This is a genomic window from Bradyrhizobium sp. USDA3010 (genome assembly GCF_056429065.1).
In genome coordinates, this window is the sequence record NZ_JBWJZD010000001.1 from 64,983 (window position 1) to 83,220 (window position 18,238).

Consider the following 18,238-nt stretch of genomic DNA (forward strand, 5'->3'; position numbering starts at 1 on the left):
TCGGCATCGGCGACATTGCCCCGATTCGAGACAGATAAACGTAGCGTGCGGGGAAAACCATGGCTGCCACCATTTTGATTGCCGATGATGACGCCGTACAGCGTCGTTTGGTTGAAAACATGGTGCAGAAGTGCGGCTATGAGCCCCTCGTCGTCGACAGTGGCGACGCGGCGATAGCGGCCCTGACCGCATCCGAGACGCAGGCGATCGATGCCGTCGTGCTCGACCTCGTGATGCCGGGCCTCGACGGTCTCGGAGTCCTCGCAAAAATTCGTGAAGCTGGTTTGAACGTCCCGGTCATCGTGCAGACCGCGCATGGCGGCATCGACAATGTGGTGTCGGCGATGCGCGCCGGTGCCCAGGATTTCGTCGTCAAGCCGGTCGGCTTCGAGCGGCTGCAGGTCTGCCTGCGCAACGCCCTCAACGCATCGGCGCTCAAGGGCGAATTGCAGCGCATCCGCCACAGCCGCGAGGGCCGGCTGACCTTCTCCGACATCATCACCCGCAGCGAGGCGATGGCCGGCGTGCTGCGCACGGCGCAGAAAGCCGCGTCCTCGACCATCCCGGTGCTGATCGAGGGCGAGTCCGGCGTCGGCAAGGAACTGTTCGCGCGCGCCATCCACGGCAGCGGCGAGCGCAAGGCCAAGCCGTTCGTCGCGGTGAACTGCGGCGCGATCCCGGACAATCTCGTCGAATCGATCCTGTTCGGCCATGAGAAGGGCGCCTTCACCGGCGCCACCGAGCGTCATCAGGGCAAGTTCGTCGAGGCCCATGGCGGCACGCTGTTCCTCGACGAGGTCGGCGAATTGCCGCTGGCCACACAGGTGAAACTGCTGCGCGCGCTGCAGGAAGGTACCGTCGAGGCGGTCGGCGGCCGCAAGCCGGTCAAGGTCGATGTCCGCATCATCTCGGCGACCAACCGCAAGCTGCTCGATCTCGTGAAGGCCGGTCAGTTCCGCGAGGACCTGTTCTATCGCCTTCACGTGCTGCCGCTGACAATTCCGGCGCTGCGGCAGCGGCGCGAAGACATCCCGCATCTGCTGCGGCATTTCCTGGCGCGGTTCTGCGCCGAGGAGAACCGCAACATCACCGGAATCAGCGGCGATGCGATGGCGCATCTGGCGCAGCTCGATTGGCCGGGCAACATCCGCCAGCTCGAGAACACGGTGTATCGCGCCGTGGTGATGAGCGATGGCGACCAGCTCGGGCTTGCCGACTTCCCGCAAGGAACTACGCATCCGGTGCCGGACGGCAAAATGCTCCAGGGCGAACCGCTGGTGGTGTCGCCGTCCACGGCGCCCGCCATGATCTCCGGTAATGAGGTACCAGTCACCGCTGCCCTGCCGACAGCGGGTGGCCTGTCGCTGCTCAATGCCGCGGGCGAGGTGCGTCCGCTAGAAGATCTCGAGAACGAGATCATCCGGTTCGCGATTTCGCATTATCGCGGACAGATGTCGGAGGTCGCGCGCCGCCTCAAGATCGGCCGCTCGACCCTCTACCGCAAGCTCGACGAAGCCGCGGCCGGCACGCGCACAAGCGACGCCACCTAAACCCGAGGCCGACAGGGCCATACCAGGGAACCTTTTGAACCGTGTCCTGTCGGTGACAGACAAAGGCTTTGCCGCGTGGCAAAAACGCACGGCCCGAGCAAAATCAGCTGCTTCGAGGTCAGTTTGTCGTGAGTTGCCCCGCAAGGCGCTGGCTGCACAAGAGGGGCAAATGTATCGTCTGCGTTAATTGCGTGCAGGCATACGAGTCGTTTGAGAAGCCGGCGCTTTCGCGCAAGCTATGAAACCGAATACCGATTTGAACTGTTCCAGAATCTGGGGGGCAGTTCCACCCAGGGGGTGCGAAAATGCGTGACTGTTCGAACGACCGTCGAGGATTTGACCGCGTATTAATGGCCGTCGCGGCGACCTTCCTCACGGTGTCCGCGAGCTCGGCCCTCGCGCAGGACACGCCTCGCTCCAGCGCCTCGGAACTGGCGATCGACGCCGCGATCCCGCGCCCCGAACCGGCCAATGTGCCGCCGCCTACCGCAAGCGATTTCAAGGCCGACACCACCGCCGCGCTGCCCGACGCAGCCAAGCCGGCGGACGTGAAGCCCGCCGCGGTGCAGGCCACCGAAGCCAAGCCCGTCGATGCCAAGCCTGCCGATGCAAAGCCTGTCGATGCAAAGCCGGCAGAACCGAGCGCAACCGCCAACGCCGTCGAGCCGAAGCCCGCCGATGTCGTCACCGCGCCGGCGCCGAAGCCCGCCGATGCACCGAAGACCGATACCGCGGTCGCGCCGGCTGCGGCCGCACCCGCCCCTGCAACCGCAACGGCGCCTGCCGCAGCTCCGGCTCCCGCGACGGCGGCAGCTCCGGCGACTGAGCCCGCGAAGGCCGCGAGCAACGTTGCCACCGAGGATCAGCCGGTCGCCGACAAGCTGCGCGAGCTGCTCGCCAGCAAGTCGCTGCGCACCTTCGATCGCAAGAACGAGCGTGCCGCGGCCGAGAAGTTCTATTCGGCCCGCGAATATGCACCCGTCTTCACCAAGGCCGGCAAGCTGACCGATGCCGGCAAGGGCGTCATCGCCCGCCTGAAGGATGCGGCCGCCGACGGCCTCGATGCCGCCGACTATCCGGTGCCGGATTTCACTGCTGCGACGACGCCCGATACGCTGGCCGACGCCGAGCTGAAGCTCGCGGCCAGCATGCTGGACTATGCGCGCCAGGCCCAGAGCGGCCGCATGCACTGGTCGCAGGTGTCGGCGGACATCCTCTATCCAGAACACCCGATCGATCCGGCCGAAGTGTTTGCGAATGTGACCTCGGCCAAGGACGCCTCTGCCGCGCTCGACGGCTACAACCCGCCGCAGAAGCTCTACAAAGAACTGAAGAAGAAGCTCGCCGAGCTGCGTGGCCAGGGCGACGGCCCGGTGATCACGATCGCCGACGGCCCCACGCTGAAATACGTCCCCGCCCGCAAGAAGCAGGCCGCCGTCGAGATGGACGATCCGCGCGTGCCGGACCTGCGCAACAAGCTCGGCATCACCGAGGATGCCGACAGCACGAAGTATGACGCGACGGTGGCGCGGGCCGTGGAGAAATTCCAGACCAGCGTCGACCTCAAGGCGACCGGCGTGCTCGACGAGCGCACGGTGAAGGCGCTGAACAATCCGAAGCGCGACCGCCAGATCGACACCGTGATCGTCAACATGGAACGCTGGCGCTGGCTGCCGCGGCAGCTCGGCGCTGCCAATGTCGGCAATGCCTATGTGATCCTCAATATCCCGGACTATACGCTGAAGGTGATGCAGAACGGTGCGCAGGTCTGGACCACACGCGTCGTCACCGGCAAGCCCGGCCAGCACGCCACGCCGCTTCTGACCGAGACGATGAAGTACATCACGGTCAACCCGACCTGGAACGTGCCGCCATCGATCATCTACAACGAGTATCTGCCGGCCCTGCAGCAGGATCCGACGGTGCTGCAGCGCATGGGCCTCAAGCTCGAGCGCAACCGCGACGGCTCGATCCACGTCTCGCAGCCGCCCGGTGAAGCCAACGCGCTCGGCCGCATCCGCTTCAACTTCCCGAACAAGTTCCTGGTCTATCAGCACGACACGCCGGACAAGTATTTGTTCGCGAAGGATGAGCGCGCCTTCAGCCACGGCTGCATGCGCGTGCAGAATCCGGATCAGTACGCGTCCGTGCTGCTCAACATCACCGAGCCGAACCAGCACTACACGCCGGAGCGGATCCGCAGCATGTACGGCTCGAGCGAAGTCGATCTGAAATTCCCGACGCCGATCCCGGTCAACATCACCTACCAGACCGCGTTCGTGGACGACGCTGGCAAGCTGCAAATCCGCAGGGACATCTACGGCCGCGACGCCACCATGCTGTCGCTGCTCAAGAACAGCCGCGGCAAGGATCTCGAAACGGTCGTGGCGCACGCCCAGCCGAGCTACGCGCGGCCGCCGAGCAGCAGCCTGCCGCCTGGCGTCAACGTCGCTGGTGACAACAGCGGCTTTGGCTCCTCCGGACCGAACTTCTTCGAGCGCCTGTTCGGTGGATTCGGCCAGCCGGAGCCGCAGCCGGCCCGCCGCGGCCAGGCCCAGCAGCAGCGCCGGGTGATCACCCGCTAATCTGCCTCTCCGCCCGATTGGGATAAATATTGAAGTAAAATCAACGGTCTCGCTCAAAAAGCGAGATCGTTTACGTTAACCATTTACGATGGGGTCCGGGGAACAGGGCTATCTTTTGCCACACTCGCCCAGTTAGTTAAGCCCAACTTGGGGGCGGGTCGGTAAACCTCGGTTAACCCTCCCGCTTTAAGAAAGCGTTCACCGTCTTCCGCAGGGGGTCTGCGAGGATGCCGACCGAACGCTCGTCGACTGGGTGGGCTCATAGTGCTGGCTGTTTTCGCACGCCGCTACAATCCGCTGTCGCTGCCTAAGGCCGGATACCAAGTCGGCCTGACCGCGCTATTGCTGTTGGCGGGCGCCGGCTCGGTGCACGATGCGACTGCGCTGAACCAGACCCGTACCCTCTCCTTCCACCACACCCATTCCGGCGAAGACCTCACCATCACATTCAAGCGCGATGGTCGCTACGACGAAGCCGCGCTGAAGCAGCTCAATCACTTCCTGCGCGACTGGCGGTCCCAGGATGAGACGGTGATGGACCGTCACCTCTTCGACATCCTTTGGGAGGTCTATAACGACGTCGGCGGCAAGCAGCCGATCCAGATCATCTCCGCCTATCGCGCCCCTGCCACCAACGCCATGCTCCGCCGCCGCTCCTCGGGCGTTGCGCGCCACAGCCAGCACATGCTGGGGCATGCGATGGACTTCTTCATTCCGGGCGTGCCGCTGGAACAGATCCGCTTCGCCGGCCTGCGCCTGCAGCGCGGCGGCGTCGGCTTCTATCCGACCTCGGGCTCGCCCTTCGTGCATCTCGATACCGGCGGCATTCGCCACTGGCCGCGGATGACCCGCGAGCAGCTCGTCCGGGTGTTCCCCGACGGCCGCACCGTCCATGTCCCGACCGACGGCACGCCGCTGAAGGGCTATGAACTCGCCAAGGCCGACATTGAACGCCGCGGCAATGGCGATGATGCTGCGACCATCAGCAAGCCGACCCTGTTCGCGAAGCTGTTCGGAGCCGGCAAGTCGGGTGACGACGAAGACGAAGGCGCGGCCGCCGTGAACGACAAGCCCGCTGCCGCCGTGGTAGCGGCCGCTGCGCCCGCCAAATCTTCAGATGCCAAATCCGCCGACCCCGTTCCGTTGCCGCGCGCCAAGCCGCAGCAGTTCGCCGCCGCGATCCAGCTCGCCGCCGCCGACGCGCAGCTCGTCCCGATGCCGAAGGCCAAGCCGGCGGTGCAGGTGGTGCAGACGGCCGAGAACACCGCACCGCAATCGCCCGCCGACATCATCAATGCCCGCGGTTTCTGGGGGGACGAGTCAGCGGCGCCGAAGCAGGCGTCGGCCGCGCAGATCGCCGCGCTGAAGGCGCGTGAGGCGGTCGGCGGCTCCGATCCGCAGACCACCGCCAGCACGACCGAGAGCTTCAACAAGGCGCTCGCTTATGCGCCGGCTGCGTCGTCACCGGTCGATCGCGCCAATATCGTCGCGGCGACCGCGCCGATCCCGCGCAATGTGCGCCCGACGCGCAATGCGGCGGCGCCGGCCACCGAAATCAACACCGTCGTTGCGAAGGGCACACCGAGCCAGGGCGTCATCACGACGTCGGCGCGGATCTCGGCCGCCAAGGGCAACGACATCTGGATGCGCGTCGTGATGCTGGCGCCGAGCGCGAGCAGCGGCATGCTGACCACGGTGCTCGGCGACACCGACATGAACATGATGCGGCAGCATTTCGTGAAGCCGCAGGCCGCCGTCGCCATGACCTTCTCGGAAGATCCGATGATGGGCATGACCTGCGATCGCTTCTCGGGCTCGGCCACCGCCCTGCTGACGACGCAGTCGTTCGTGCTGCGCACCGCCTCGCTGCGCTAGGCTTCTGCCGACAACATCACTTCATCAGCCGTTCAAGCCGGCAGCCCTGCCTTGAGCAGGCCGGCCTCGTAGCGCGCCCGGTCGGGCGCGCGCTTGTAGTGCTGGGTTGCCAGGTGAGCGGCAACCGAGAAGGTTGGCTCGCGCTTCAGCACCTCGGTGGCATGGGCTGAAGCCGCCACCGCGTTGCCCATCTGCGCCAATGTCGCGGCGAGGAAGGCGTGATGGGTGTGGTCGGGCCGCGTGATCCGCGAGAACGCCTCGGCCGCATCGGCGTACTTCTCGGCGCAATAGCAGGCCCGGCCGAGATGACTCCAGAACCGTTCCGGATGGAACGGATTGAGGCGCATCGCCCGCTTGATCCAGTCGATGCCCTCCTCCGGCCGCCCGAGCCAGGTCAGGAGCTCGCCCTGCTGCACGACGACCAGATCGTAGTTGGGATTGAGCGCGAGCGCGCGCTCCTGGTGGAAGGCCGCCTTGTCGTGGTCGTCGCGGTTGAGGTTCAGCGCCGCGAGGATCCGGTGCACGTCGCTGTCGTTGTCGTCGAGCTTGAGCGCTATCTCGAGCTCGGCCGCCACCTGCGCGAAGGTCGCGTCGCGGTCGTCGCACCAATTGTAGACCCAGGTCTGGCCGAGCACGCAGGCCCGCCAGGCGTGCGCATGGGCGTAGTTGGGATCGAGCACGATGGCCCGCTCGAGCAAACGCTGCGCCTCCGCATTGTCGTCGCGGGCCGAGCGATGATGCAGCACCTTGGCGGCCAGCACGCACTCATAGGCCGCCATGTTGTCGGTCGGCTTGCGCTTGACGCGGTCATGGGCGGCGGCCTCGACGCGGCCCGGCAAGGTCGACACGATCGCGCGCGTCATCTCGTCCTGGATCGCGAAGATGTCGGCGAGCTCGCGGTCGTAGCGTTCGGCCCAGACGTGCCGGTCGGCCTCGGCATCGATCAGCTGCACGGTGACGCGGATCCGGCCGCCCGCCTTGCGCACGCTGCCTTCCAGCACATAGTCGACCGCGAACTCCTTCGCGACGTCCTGCACCTTCACGGCCTTGCCCTTGTACACGAAGGTCGAGTTGCGCGAGATCACGAGCAGATCGTGGAAGCGCGACAGCTCGGTGATGATGTCCTCGGTGAGGCCGTCGGCGAAGAATTCCTGCTCGGGATCGCCGCTCATATTGACGAGCGGCAGCACGGCGATCGAGGGCTTTTTGGCGACGACAGGGGCGGCCGCCGCGCTCGCCTGCCCGGTAGCGGATCTGGCGCCCGATTCGAGACGGACGCGGAAAACCCGGATCGGGCGCGCGATGTTCTTGACGGTCTGGTCGCCGAGATCCTCGAAGCTCAGATCTTCCAGGCGATCGCCGACCTGATCGCGGACTGCGCCCGAAATGCAGATGCCGCCGGGTTCGGCCAGCACCTCGAGGCGCGAGGCGACATTGACGCCGTCGCCGAAGATGTCGGCGCCGTCGACGATCACGTCGCCGAGATTGATGCCAATGCGAAACTGCATCCACCGCGCCGGCGCGACGTCGGTGTTGCGCTTGGCCATCCGGCGCTGGACCTCGGCCGCGCACAGCACCGCATCGACGACGCTGTGGAATTCGACCAGCAGGCCGTCGCCAGTGGTCTTGATGATGCGGCCGCGATTCTTGGTGATGGCCGGATCGATCAGCTCGATCCGATGGGTCTTGAGACGCGCAAGGGTGCCCGTCTCGTCAGCCTCCATCAGTCGGCTAAAGCCGACCATGTCGGCGGCGAGGACCGCAGCGAGCCGACGCTCTGGTCCTGGCACGTCCATCTGAACGCTCTGCCCGGTTACCTCACCGGCAGTGTAGCAAATCCTGGGATTTCACCCAAGCCTCGCCGAGAGGATTGGGCGAGTTACCTCGGGCGGGCGCCTTGGCGACGCCAGACCGGCCCGCCTGCCGCCTCAGAGCATCCCGAGCGCCTGCATATAGGTCTCCAGGATGGTTTCCTGCTCCTGGCGCTCGTTGGCATCCTGCTTGCGCAGACGCACGATGGTACGCAGCGCCTTGACGTCGAAGCCGTTGCCCTTGGCCTCGGCATAGACGTCGCGGATATCGTCCGAGATGGTCTTCTTTTCCTCTTCCAGCCGCTCGATGCGCTCGATGATGGATTTGAGCTGGTCCTTGGCAAATCGCGTTGCGGGTTCATCCTGAACGGCGGCAGACGTGGTGGCCATCGCGTACTCCTGAAATGGCAATGAAATGTCGCGCGAATACGCGCCACGCGCACCGCTTGTTGCGGGCGACCCTCGATTTTGGAGCACGTTCCGTCAAGGAAACATCGCGCTCATCCACAGCGCGCCCACAGGAGATGCGGACGGCCACGGAACTGGCGTCACATCAATCGGGAATTAGTGCCCGCTTTGGGCCTTCTTCATCGCCGCGAGCTGCTCCGACGTCGCGCCGCCCTGATACTTCGCCTTCCACTCCTCATAGGGCATGCCGTAGACCGCCTCGCGGCTCTCGTCCTTGCTCACGGCAATGCCCTTGGCGTCGGCCTCTTCCTTCATCCAGTTGGACAGGCAATTGCGGCAGAAGCCGGCAAGGTTCATCAGGTCGATGTTCTGCACATCGGTCCGGTTGCGCAGATGATCGACGAGGCGCCTGAACACCGCGGCCTCAAGTTCTGTTCTGGTTTTGTCGTCAATGCTCATGATGGTGATCCCGGTGTGATGTGCTCACCATATTGATATCAGGTGGGAATTGTCACAGTTTTTGCCATATCCACGCGCAATACGGGCCTGTTCGGCCACACTGGTCACGGTCCCGCAGCGGGGGGACGGGCGCCCGCCCGTTGACGGTGCCTGCCCGGCACGCGAAATCGACAATGATTTGATATAGCTTCGCCGCATGAGCCCAACAGATTCTCTCGCCTCAGCTCCCCGCACCATCCGCCTGATCCTGGCCGGCATCCTGCCGGTGCTGGCGCTGGTCGCGGCATGCCTGTGGACGAGCCCGGCGGCCGCCGATTTCCGGCTCTGCAACAACACCTCGAGCCGGGTCGGGATCGCGCTCGGCTACAAGGATGCCGAGGGCTGGACCACGGAGGGCTGGTGGAATGTGTCGTCGCGGACCTGCGAGACCCTGCTGCGCGGCAATCTTGTGGCGCGCTACTACTACATCTACGCTCTCGACTACGATCGCGGCGGCGAATGGTCCGGTCAGGCCTTCATGTGCTCGCGCGACAAGGAATTCACCATCAAGGGCACCGAGAATTGCCTGGCGCGGGGTTTTGACCGCACCGGCTTCTTCGAGGTCGACACCGGCGAGCAGCGTGCATGGACCGTCCAGTTGACCGAAGCCAACGAACAACAGCCGCAGAAAGTACCGGGAATGCCGGGCGGCGTGGCTCCGGGAAGCCCCGGGGCGATGCCGGGCCTGCCCAACCCGCCGCCGGGCGCAGCGCCTCCGGGCGCGTCGGGTCTGCCGCCAGCCGCACCACCCGGAAACAAACAATGAGACGACTGCGCCGAATCAAGATCCTTGCAACGCTCGGCCCGGCCTCCTCAGACAGCGCGATGATCCGCAAGCTGTTCGAGGCGGGTGCCGACGTGTTCCGCATCAACATGAGCCATACCCCGCATGACAAGATGCGGGAGCTGGTCAAGACCATCCGCAATGTCGAATCGAGCTACGGCCGGCCGATCGGCATCCTGGTTGACCTGCAAGGGCCGAAGCTGCGGGTCGGCGCCTTCGCGGAAGGGTCGACCCAGCTCAAGAACGGCCAGAGCTTCATTCTGGATTCCGACAAGACGCCGGGCGACAACAGCCGCGTCCAGCTTCCGCATCCGGAGATCCTCGCCGCGCTCCGCCCCGGCCACGCGCTGTTGCTCGACGACGGCAAGGTGCGGCTGATCGCCGAGGAAACCTCGCCCGACCGCGCGGTCACGCGCGTCGTGATCGGCGGCAAGATGTCGGACCGCAAGGGCGTCAGCCTGCCCGACACCGACCTGCCGGTCTCCGCGATGACCCCAAAGGACCGTGCCGATCTGGAAGCCGCGCTGCCGGAAGGGATCGACTGGGTTGCGCTATCCTTCGTGCAGCGTGCCGAGGACGTGATCGAAGCCAAGAAGATGATCCGCGGCCGCGCCGCCGTGATGGCCAAGATCGAGAAGCCGCAGGCGATCGACCGCCTCGCCGACATCATCGAGGTGGCGGACGCGCTGATGGTGGCGCGCGGCGATCTCGGCGTCGAGCTGCCGCTGGAGCGGGTGCCGAGCCTGCAGAAGCAGATGATCCGGATGGCGCGCCGCGCCGGCCGGCCGGTGGTGGTCGCTACCCAGATGCTGGAATCGATGATCCAGGCGCCGGTGCCGACGCGCGCCGAAGTCTCCGACGTCGCCACCGCCGTCTACGAAGGCGCCGACGCCATCATGCTGTCGGCGGAATCCGCCGCCGGCAAATTCCCGGTCGAAGCGGTCTCGACCATGAACCGGATCGGCGAGGAGGTGGAGCGCGATCCGACCTATCGCAGCGTGATCAACGCACAGCGCGTCGATCCGGAGGCGACAGTGGGCGATGCCATTGCCGACGCCGCGCGGCAGATCGCCGAGACGCTCGATCTGTCGGCAATTATCTGCTGGACGTCGTCAGGCTCGACCGCGATCCGCGTCGCGCGCGAGCGCCCGAAGGTGCCGGTGGTCGCGATCACGCCGAACCTCGTCACCGGCCGCAAGCTGTCGGTGGTGTGGGGCGTGCATTGCGTGGTCGCCGAGGACGCCCACGATCTCGACGACATGGTTGAACGCGCCGGCTCGATTGGGTTCCGGGACGGCTTTGCCAAGGCCGGCCAGCGCGTCATCATCGTCGCCGGCGTGCCGCTCCGCGCGCCCGGCACCACCAACATGCTGCGCATCGCCTCGGTCGGACCGAACGGCGACGCGCAGCATTAACCCGTCGCGCCGAGCCTCGCACCAGCGTGGCCCGAACATCGCGCTCCGGACCGTCAGCCCTGCAACGACGCGTCCAGCGTGATCTTGGTGTTGAGCAGCTTCGACACCGGGCATCCGGCCTTGGCCTTGCCGGCCAATTCCTGGAACGTTGCGTTATCGGCGCCCGGGATCTTTGCCGACAGTGTCAGGTGCACGGCGGTGATGGCAAAGCCGTCGGCGACCTTCTCCAGGGTCACGTCGGCCTTGGTCTCCATGTGCTCGGCCGTGAGCTTGGCCTCGCCCAGGATCAACGACAGCGCCATCGTGAAGCAGGCGGCATGCGCCGCGCCGATCAGCTCTTCGGGATTCGAGCCGGGCTTGCCCTCGAAGCGGCTGGCGAAGCCATAGGGGTAATCCGAGAGCGCGCCGCTCTTGGTCGAGATCGCGCCCTTGCCGTCCTTGATGCCACCCTGCCATTTGGCCGAACCATGGGTCGTCGTCATGCGTTGCTCCGTGAGATTGGTTGAACCCAGCCCTCAACCTACAACGCCAATGCGACGGAAGTGTTCGCCGCGCAGCCGCGATGTCAGGCCCCGACCAGCGCCTTTGCCGGAGTCGTCGCCTGCACCACAAGACCACGGGCGCGCGCGTCCATCACGCCGACCGCACGCAGCGCGAGCAGCGTCACGGTCTGCACCGCATCGCGCAGCTTGATCGGATCGTCGAGATTGGCCGGCGCCAGCGGGCCGACCAGCGCTTCGTGCAGCGCGCCGAGCAAGGCGGTGGCGGCCAGTCCCGTGTCCTGCGCCGGCAGATGTCCGGCGCGCACGGCGGCATCGATGCGCATGGCCAGCTCGCCGGAAATATCGCGGCGGCTGGCGAGGCGCGAGGCGGTGACGTCGACATCGACCGGCTCGGCCAGGATGCCCCAGGCCAGCTTGCGCTGCGACAGCACGTGGACCGCAATCGTCGTCACCGCGGCGGCCAGCGCCGATGACGGTCCGGGCGCGGCATCAGCGGCGCGCCGGATCGCGGACAGCTCGTCGCGCGAGACCTCCGTGATCAATTCCGAGATCAGCTCGGCCTTCGACGGGAAATAGCGATAGACGGTGCCGGCCGCGACATTGGCCCGCACCGCGACGGGTGCGATCTGGACCGCGGCCATGCCGCCCGCCGCCGCCGCGTCGCGCGCAGCCGACAGGATGGCGCTGCGCCGGGCAGCCAGCCGTTTCACAACCTGATGAGTTCGCCGGTAGACCATGGCATTCCGTCCCCCCCCCCACCGTGTGCCCTGGCCGGCGCCCACCGGCAGAACACACGCGTCTTCAATGTTTTGAACGATTGATCCCGCAACCGTTTGAAGAAGTGAACAACTATTCAGACTGAATGACAAGCTGGAATTGTAAGGATTTTGCGACGGCCGCACGCCACCTCCAATTTAACCGGCGGCCCTCCGGTCGACGGAAGCGCCAGGTGCCAGCAGCACTCAGGTCCGGATGGGCTTCCGATGGTAAATTGCGCGCCAAGATGATTGCTCGAAATCGAGACATCCGATCTCGCGCGGACCCATGACAATCGCGGTCGCATTTACCCGAATTTATCGGAAGCCGTGGTCGAGTGAGCCCAACGTCACGTGTGGCGTTGCCTCGATGTCCCCGGCCGAACCAAGAAAGCGCATGTCACTCTCCATCACCAGCAGCGTGGGCAGCCGTAGCGCGGTGCGAGGACTGCTGCCGCTGTGCGCCGCCGTGGGCGCCTATCTGTTCTATCTCTCCGCCGGAGAAATCCTGCTGCGCGATTCCGACACGGAGTGGCAGATCAAGGTCGGACAGTGGATCCTCGAACACGGCGCGATGCCGACATCAGACGTGTTCTCGTTCACCCGTTTCGGCGAGCCCTGGATCTCGAGCTCGTGGCTGTCCCAGGTGGCGTACGCTCTCGTGTACGGCGGCGATTGGGCCGGTCCGGTGATCCTGACGTCGGTCGCGATCGGCGCGTCGGTCGCGATCTTCCTGCATCTGTTGAGCCCGTATTTCGATCCGGCGCGTGCATTCCTGATCGCGGCGCTGGCGCTGCTGCTGTCGACGATCCACTTCTTCGCGCGGCCGCATGTGCTGGCACTGCCGGTGCTGCTGGCGTTCATCGGCGGCCTGATGTCGGCCGCGGATCGCCGCACCCATCCGTCATGGTGGCTGCTGCCGCTGATGGCGTTGTGGGCCAATCTGCATGGCGGCTTCGTGCTCGGCCTGGCGCTGATCGGGCCGATCGGACTGGAGGCGGTGTGGAATGCGGAGCCGAGCCGCCGCCGTCAACTTATCGTGCGATGGGGACTGTTCGGCGTCGCCGCGCTGGCCGCGAGCTGCGTGACGCCCTATGGCTGGAATAGCCTGCTGGGTGCGACCAAGATCCTCAGCCTCGGCAAGCTGCTGTCGATGATCGGCGAATGGCTGCCCGCGGATTTCAGCAAGCCCAGCTTCTTCGAAGCCACGCTGCTCGGCCTGATCGGCGTCATCTGCTATCGCGGGCTGACCCTGTCGCTGCCGCGGATCCTGTTGCTGCTCGGGCTGATCTGGATGGCGCTGAGCCATATCCGCAACATCGAGGTGTTCGCGTTCATCGCGCCGCTGGTGCTCGCCAAGCCGATATCAGAACAATGGGGAATGGCAGGCGTCCGCGCCGCCCGCTTCGAGGAAGGACGCGCCGTCCCCGTCGTCACGATCCTGGCTACGATCGCGATGGTGATCGGAGCGTGGGTGACGACGACGATGTTCGTCGCGCAGCACGAGTTCAAGTTCCTGCCGGTGTTCTCGCCCGTTGCCGCCGTCGACGTCCTCCAGCAACACAAGGCGCAGCGCGTGTTCAGCACCGCGCCGTTCGGCGGCTACATGGTGAGCCGCGACATGAAGGTGTTCATCGACGGCCGCGCCGAGCTTTATGGCGAGCAATTCGTGCTCGATTATTACGCCGCGCTCGATGCCCGCAACGTCGGCCAGCTGCTGGACCTGCTCGACAAATACCGGATCGACGCCACGCTGCTGAGCTCGGACTCTCCGGCCGGAAACGCGCTGGACCACCTCAAGGGCTGGAAGCGGCTCTACAGGGACGACATCGCCGTCATCCATGTGCGGTCGGACGAGAAGACCGGCGTGCCGGCGGCGGCAGAAGGTTCGAATTAGGCGCGTACTCGTAAATGCGTTACGTCCGCTTTTGCCTCGAAAGCCGACGTCGGAGGCGACATAGGTTCAAGCCAGCTTTGGGCCCAACAGGCGACATAAGAATGAAGAAAGCCGCCAACTGCGGCGGCCTTACCTCCATGTCGCGCGGCCCCTCCCGAAACCCGGATGTCGAGCCTGAAACTCGTCCATAAACATGAGGCGAGCTTGGTTGAGGATACCCCGAGCTTCTTTCGAATAGCCGTATTCTTCGGCTTGGGACCAAAGGTCATAAACCTGGAGCATGAACTCTTGGTATCGTTCGGCTGGATCGACCAGATCGCCATACTTGTCTCGCTCACCCGCCATCCTGATCTCCGAAAGCAACAGAGAGTCACAGGAGCAAACCTTTTATAGGTCCGCAATGGGTCAAAGCCGCCATATAGCGGCCGAGCCGGGCGACGTCCGCTTTGCCCTCGGAGACCGACGCCGGGGCGATCTCAGCGCTTGCCGCGCTCTTTGACCGGGATCACGAATTTCAGACCCGACCACACCGCATCGACGGCGCAGACCTTGATGTCGACCAGACCGGACGCGAGCCCGACCTCGCGCACCGCCCGATCGTCAAGGTCGGTCGCGACGCCTGAGCTCTTCTTCGGCCACGACACCCAGATCATGCCGCGCGGTGCGATCGCCTCGCGGTAACGCTGCAGCTTTGCGGCGAGCCCTTTGGCCTCAGCGGCGAACAGATGCACGGCATCGAGCGGCGCCCGCGCTGTCTTCGCGATCCGCACATCGGCCGGCAGCTCGCCGACGATGTCGCCATAGGGAACGGACAACCCGTCGACAAAAATGCAAAAGCCCGGCTTGAAGCCGAGCTTTTGCACAATCGGTTTGCCGGTATAGCCGGCCATGGCTTACGCCTGCGGCTGCGGCTCCATGCCGGTGTCCGGATCGGGACGCGGGCGGGGCTTGCCGGCCGGCGGCACGGCGGAGGCGCGCGGCGTCGACGGCTCCAGCACCGACTCGCGGTTGGGCTTCTTGCCCTTCAGCAGGTCGATGATCTCGTCGCCGGTCAGCGTCTCGAACTCGAGCAGGCCCTTGGCGAGCGCCTCGAGGTCTTGGCGCTTCTCGGTGAGGATCTTGGTCGCCTCGTTGTAGCCTTCCTCGACCAGACGCCGGATCTCGGAGTCGATCTTCTGGACCGTCGCCTCGGACGCATTCTGGGTGCGCGAGACCGACATGCCGAGGAACACCTCGTCCTGGTTCTCGCCATAGGAGACGGTGCCGAGCTCTTCCGACAGGCCCCAGCGCGTCACCATCATGCGGGCCAGGCGGGTCGCCTGCTCGATGTCGGAGGCGGCGCCCGAAGTCACCTTCTCGCGGCCGAAGATCAGCTCTTCCGCGACACGGCCACCCATCATGATGGCGAGGCGCGAGGTCATCTGCTCCAGCGACATCGACAGCTTGTCGCGCTCCGGCAGCTGCATCACCATGCCCAGCGCACGGCCGCGCGGAATGATGGTCGCCTTGTGGATCGGATCGGTCGCGACGACGTTGAGGCCGACGATGGCGTGGCCGCCCTCGTGATAGGCCGTCAGCAACTTCTCTTCCTCGGTCATGACGAGCGACTTGCGCTCGGCGCCCATCATCACCTTGTCCTTGGCCTCTTCGAACTCGGCCTGCGTCACCATCCGCTTGTTGCGGCGGGCGGCGGTCAGCGCAGCCTCGTTGACGAGGTTCATCAGGTCGGCGCCCGAGAAGCCCGGGGTGCCGCGCGCGATGGTCTTGAGGTTGATATCCGGCGCCAGCGGCACCTTGCGGACGTGAACCTTGAGGATCTGCTCGCGGCCGACGACATCCGGATTCGGCACCACGACCTGACGGTCGAAGCGGCCCGGACGCAGCAGCGCGGGATCGAGCACGTCGGGACGGTTGGTCGCCGCGATCAGGATCACGCCTTCATTGGCCTCGAAGCCGTCCATCTCGACCAGCAACTGGTTCAGCGTCTGCTCGCGCTCATCATTGCCGCCGCCGAGGCCGGCGCCGCGATGACGGCCGACCGCGTCGATTTCGTCGATGAAGATGATGCAGGGCGCGTTCTTCTTGGCCTGCTCGAACATGTCGCGGACACGGCTCGCGCCGACGCCGACGAACATTTCGACGAAGTCAGAACCGGAGATCGTGAAGAACGGCACGTTGGCTTCACCCGCCACCGCGCGCGCGATCAGCGTCTTGCCGGTGCCGGGAGGGCCGACCAGCAGCACGCCGCGCGGAATGCGTCCGCCGAGCCGCTGGAATTTGCCGGGGTCGCGGAGGAATTCGACGATCTCCTGCAGATCCTGCTTGGCCTCGTCGACACCCGCGACGTCCTCGAAGGTGACGCGGCCGTGCGCCTCGGTCAGCATCTTGGCGCGCGACTTGCCAAAGCCCATCGCCTTGCCGGCGCCGCCCTGCATCTGCCGCGACAGGAAGATCCAGACGCCGATCAGTGCGATGAACGGCAACCAGGACACGAGCAGCGAGACGAACCACGGCACGTTGTCGCCGGGCGCCTTCGCGGTGATCTGCACCTTGGCGTCATAGAGGCGCTTCACGAGCGACGGATCGCTCGGCGCGTAGGTCTGGAAGCTGGTGCCGTTGTTGAAGGTGCCGTGAATCTCGGGCCCCTGAATCACGACGTCGCGGACATGACCCTGATCGACCTCAGTGAGAAGCTGCGAGAACGAGATATCCGAGGACGACGAGCGCTGGCCAGGATTCTGGAAAAGCGTGAACAACGCCAGCAACAGCAGGACAATGATGACCCAGAGGGCGAAATTCCGCAGATTGGCGTTCATGGTCTTCCTTCGTGGTCGCGCGGATCGCGGCCTCTCTCTAATCCTTGGGCAGGCTCTGTGGGAATCCCCAGGGAATCCATCCCGTCGATGCCCTACAATCTAGGTGCCGCTGGGGTCGATGCCAAGGGAACCACGCACGACTATTTACCGCATCCTAGCCCGATTCCCGGTCAAAAAATGACGCGGAATCCGGTGTTTTTCCGGGGTGGTTAAGCCTCCTTGCCGGATTATGACAGCGGTTGAAACAATCGAGCCCGGCTCAGCGGGAGCGGGCCCGGCGAGGCGGCGCCGGGCTGATCCTGATGCGGCCGGAGGCGACGCTGATGACCGCTCCGGCAAGCGTCTGTTTCAGCTTGGATTCGCGTTGTCGCAAGGGCTGATTGACGGCCTCATCGACCGCGGCGAGCAGGGTTTCGACCTTGCCGAGTTCGGCCGGCCCCTCATGTCCGGTGCGGTCGATGGCGCGCTTGAGCAGGCGGAGGCGGATTTCGTCCGGCATCACCGCGAACCGTGCCGCGTCGAAGTCCGCATCGAAGTTATCCTCGCTTTTCAACGCAAGATAGCGCTCGGCGCCATCCACCAGCACCTCCAGCGCGGCGTTGGCGCGCGCGATCCGCGCAGCGAGCCGTGCCAGGTTCCGCGCGTCGCCGCCTTCCTCCGCCAGCAGCGGCATCAGCGCGCGCAGCCGCGGTCGTGTGAAGGACGGATCGCGGTTGGTCGGATCGTCGGCAAAACCGATGCGCGCCTTCTTCAGCGTTGCGATCAACTGCGCCTTCGAGATATCGAGCAACGGTCGCGTCAGCATGACGCCGTCGCGCTCGGTCTCGCGCGCCATCGCCGACAGGCCCGCGACGCCACTGCCGCGCAGCATCCGCATCAACAGCGTCTCGGCCTGGTCGTCACGGGTGTGCGCGGTCAGGATATGCGTCGCACCGTGCTTGCGCGCGGCTTGCGCGAGCAGGCCATAGCGCGCCTCACGCGCGGCTGCCGGCACGCCGGTGCTGGGCTTGGGCCCGCTCCAGCGCAAGGTCTGATGCGGCAGGTCGAGGCTTCGCGCCAGCCGCTTGACGTCGCGCGCCTCGCGGGCCGCTTCGGGACGCAGGCCGTGATCGACGGTGACCGCCACCAGCCGCGGTCCCTGCGCCAGCGCGCGGCGCCAGCGCGCGGCCAGCCACATCAGCGCGACTGAATCGGGACCGCCCGACACCGCGAGCACGATCGCCGGCGCGCGCGCCAGGCCCGCGAACAGGCGCTTGGCGTCGCTTGCCGGGATGGCGGATTGGTCGTCGGGCATCATAGAACCAGCAGGTCGCGGAAAGGCCGGAAGCGGCCTCCCCCGGC

General features: G+C 65.6%; 14 protein-coding genes. 6 read left to right on the plus strand and 8 right to left on the minus strand.

The genetic code is table 11. The features are described 5' to 3' along the window. The first annotated feature begins 59 nt into the window (after positions 1 to 59). The 3 genes from AC066Y_RS00310 to AC066Y_RS00320 all read left to right on the plus strand — a co-directional run bounded on the left by AC066Y_RS00310 (position 60) and on the right by AC066Y_RS00320 (position 6,010). Complete coding sequence (locus tag AC066Y_RS00310; protein WP_478272164.1) at positions 60 to 1,550, plus strand: sigma-54-dependent transcriptional regulator; 1,491 nt, start codon at positions 60 to 62, stop codon at positions 1,548 to 1,550. A 305-nt stretch (positions 1,551 to 1,855) separates the two neighbouring features. After that, positions 1,856 to 4,135, plus strand: a complete 2,280-nt coding sequence (locus AC066Y_RS00315) for a L,D-transpeptidase family protein (protein ID WP_478272165.1) — start codon at positions 1,856 to 1,858, stop codon at positions 4,133 to 4,135. 264 nt (positions 4,136 to 4,399) lie between these two features. Next, on the plus strand, positions 4,400 to 6,010 hold the full coding sequence (locus tag AC066Y_RS00320) for a peptidoglycan L,D-endopeptidase MepK (RefSeq protein ID WP_478272166.1): 1,611 nt from the start codon (positions 4,400 to 4,402) through the stop codon (positions 6,008 to 6,010). A gap of 32 nt (positions 6,011 to 6,042) precedes the next feature. Here AC066Y_RS00320 and AC066Y_RS00325 read toward each other — a convergent pair whose 3' ends face one another. The 3 genes from AC066Y_RS00325 to AC066Y_RS00335 form a co-directional block, all read right to left on the minus strand. After that, complete coding sequence (locus AC066Y_RS00325) at positions 6,043 to 7,806, minus strand: adenylate/guanylate cyclase domain-containing protein (RefSeq protein WP_478272167.1); 1,764 nt, start codon at positions 7,804 to 7,806, stop codon at positions 6,043 to 6,045. A gap of 132 nt (positions 7,807 to 7,938) precedes the next feature. After that, on the minus strand, positions 7,939 to 8,211 hold the full coding sequence (locus AC066Y_RS00330) for a DUF2312 domain-containing protein (protein WP_029085502.1): 273 nt from the start codon (positions 8,209 to 8,211) through the stop codon (positions 7,939 to 7,941). A 174-nt stretch (positions 8,212 to 8,385) separates the two neighbouring features. Beyond that, entirely contained in the window at positions 8,386 to 8,688 is a 303-nt protein-coding gene (locus AC066Y_RS00335; protein ID WP_478272168.1) for a DUF1244 domain-containing protein, read from the minus strand. Between the two features lie 196 nt (positions 8,689 to 8,884). Here AC066Y_RS00335 and AC066Y_RS00340 point away from each other — a divergent pair, with 196 nt between their 5' ends. Next, positions 8,885 to 9,493 (plus strand): DUF1036 domain-containing protein, encoded by a 609-nt coding sequence (locus AC066Y_RS00340; protein WP_092123478.1) that lies wholly within the window; start codon positions 8,885 to 8,887, stop codon positions 9,491 to 9,493. Next, on the plus strand, positions 9,490 to 10,926 hold the full coding sequence (gene pyk / locus AC066Y_RS00345) for a pyruvate kinase (protein WP_478272169.1): 1,437 nt from the start codon (positions 9,490 to 9,492) through the stop codon (positions 10,924 to 10,926). The genes AC066Y_RS00340 and pyk overlap by 4 nt, the downstream gene beginning before the upstream one ends. Before the next feature lie 53 nt (positions 10,927 to 10,979). Here the strand turns inward: pyk and AC066Y_RS00350 are convergent, their stop codons facing one another. Continuing rightward, positions 10,980 to 11,408 (minus strand): OsmC family protein, encoded by a 429-nt coding sequence (locus tag AC066Y_RS00350; RefSeq protein ID WP_016841620.1) that lies wholly within the window; start codon positions 11,406 to 11,408, stop codon positions 10,980 to 10,982. Positions 11,409 to 11,491: 83 nt separating this feature from the next. Next, positions 11,492 to 12,166, minus strand: a complete 675-nt coding sequence (locus AC066Y_RS00355; RefSeq protein WP_478272170.1) for a TetR/AcrR family transcriptional regulator — start codon at positions 12,164 to 12,166, stop codon at positions 11,492 to 11,494. A gap of 415 nt (positions 12,167 to 12,581) precedes the next feature. Between AC066Y_RS00355 and AC066Y_RS00360 the strand changes: the two genes are divergently transcribed. Next, complete coding sequence (locus AC066Y_RS00360; RefSeq protein WP_478272171.1) at positions 12,582 to 14,081, plus strand: hypothetical protein; 1,500 nt, start codon at positions 12,582 to 12,584, stop codon at positions 14,079 to 14,081. 476 nt (positions 14,082 to 14,557) lie between these two features. On the opposite strand, the gene AC066Y_RS00365 is transcribed toward AC066Y_RS00360, so the two are convergent. The 3 genes from AC066Y_RS00365 to tilS all read right to left on the minus strand — a co-directional run bounded on the left by AC066Y_RS00365 (position 14,558) and on the right by tilS (position 18,194). Further along, positions 14,558 to 14,971, minus strand: a complete 414-nt coding sequence (locus AC066Y_RS00365) for a DUF3052 domain-containing protein (protein ID WP_478272172.1) — start codon at positions 14,969 to 14,971, stop codon at positions 14,558 to 14,560. A gap of 3 nt (positions 14,972 to 14,974) precedes the next feature. Next, positions 14,975 to 16,897, minus strand: coding sequence for an ATP-dependent zinc metalloprotease FtsH (gene ftsH / locus AC066Y_RS00370; protein WP_092123466.1), 1,923 nt, complete (start codon positions 16,895 to 16,897; stop codon positions 14,975 to 14,977). Between the two features lie 259 nt (positions 16,898 to 17,156). Beyond that, positions 17,157 to 18,194 carry a tRNA lysidine(34) synthetase TilS gene (gene tilS / locus AC066Y_RS00375; protein ID WP_478272173.1) on the minus strand — a complete coding sequence of 346 codons (1,038 nt, stop codon included), beginning with the start codon at positions 18,192 to 18,194 and terminating at the stop codon, positions 17,157 to 17,159. Positions 18,195 to 18,238: the final 44 nt, after the last annotated feature.

What these genes read in the sequence shown, in the direction of transcription:
- AC066Y_RS00310 (WP_478272164.1), top strand. Translation starts at nt 60, where the DNA reads ATGGCTGCCACCATTTTGATTGCCGATGATGACGCCGTACAGCGTCGT.
- AC066Y_RS00315 (WP_478272165.1), top strand. Translation starts at nt 1,856, where the DNA reads ATGCGTGACTGTTCGAACGACCGTCGAGGATTTGACCGCGTATTAATG.
- AC066Y_RS00325 (WP_478272167.1), bottom strand. Translation starts at nt 7,806, where the DNA reads ATGGACGTGCCAGGACCAGAGCGTCGGCTCGCTGCGGTCCTCGCCGCC.
- AC066Y_RS00330 (WP_029085502.1), bottom strand. Translation starts at nt 8,211, where the DNA reads ATGGCCACCACGTCTGCCGCCGTTCAGGATGAACCCGCAACGCGATTT.
- AC066Y_RS00335 (WP_478272168.1), bottom strand. Translation starts at nt 8,688, where the DNA reads ATGAGCATTGACGACAAAACCAGAACAGAACTTGAGGCCGCGGTGTTC.
- AC066Y_RS00340 (WP_092123478.1), top strand. Translation starts at nt 8,885, where the DNA reads ATGAGCCCAACAGATTCTCTCGCCTCAGCTCCCCGCACCATCCGCCTG.
- pyk (WP_478272169.1), top strand. Translation starts at nt 9,490, where the DNA reads ATGAGACGACTGCGCCGAATCAAGATCCTTGCAACGCTCGGCCCGGCC.
- AC066Y_RS00350 (WP_016841620.1), bottom strand. Translation starts at nt 11,408, where the DNA reads ATGACGACGACCCATGGTTCGGCCAAATGGCAGGGTGGCATCAAGGAC.
- AC066Y_RS00355 (WP_478272170.1), bottom strand. Translation starts at nt 12,166, where the DNA reads ATGGTCTACCGGCGAACTCATCAGGTTGTGAAACGGCTGGCTGCCCGG.
- AC066Y_RS00360 (WP_478272171.1), top strand. Translation starts at nt 12,582, where the DNA reads ATGTCACTCTCCATCACCAGCAGCGTGGGCAGCCGTAGCGCGGTGCGA.
- AC066Y_RS00365 (WP_478272172.1), bottom strand. Translation starts at nt 14,971, where the DNA reads ATGGCCGGCTATACCGGCAAACCGATTGTGCAAAAGCTCGGCTTCAAG.
- ftsH (WP_092123466.1), bottom strand. Translation starts at nt 16,897, where the DNA reads ATGAACGCCAATCTGCGGAATTTCGCCCTCTGGGTCATCATTGTCCTG.
- tilS (WP_478272173.1), bottom strand. Translation starts at nt 18,194, where the DNA reads ATGATGCCCGACGACCAATCCGCCATCCCGGCAAGCGACGCCAAGCGC.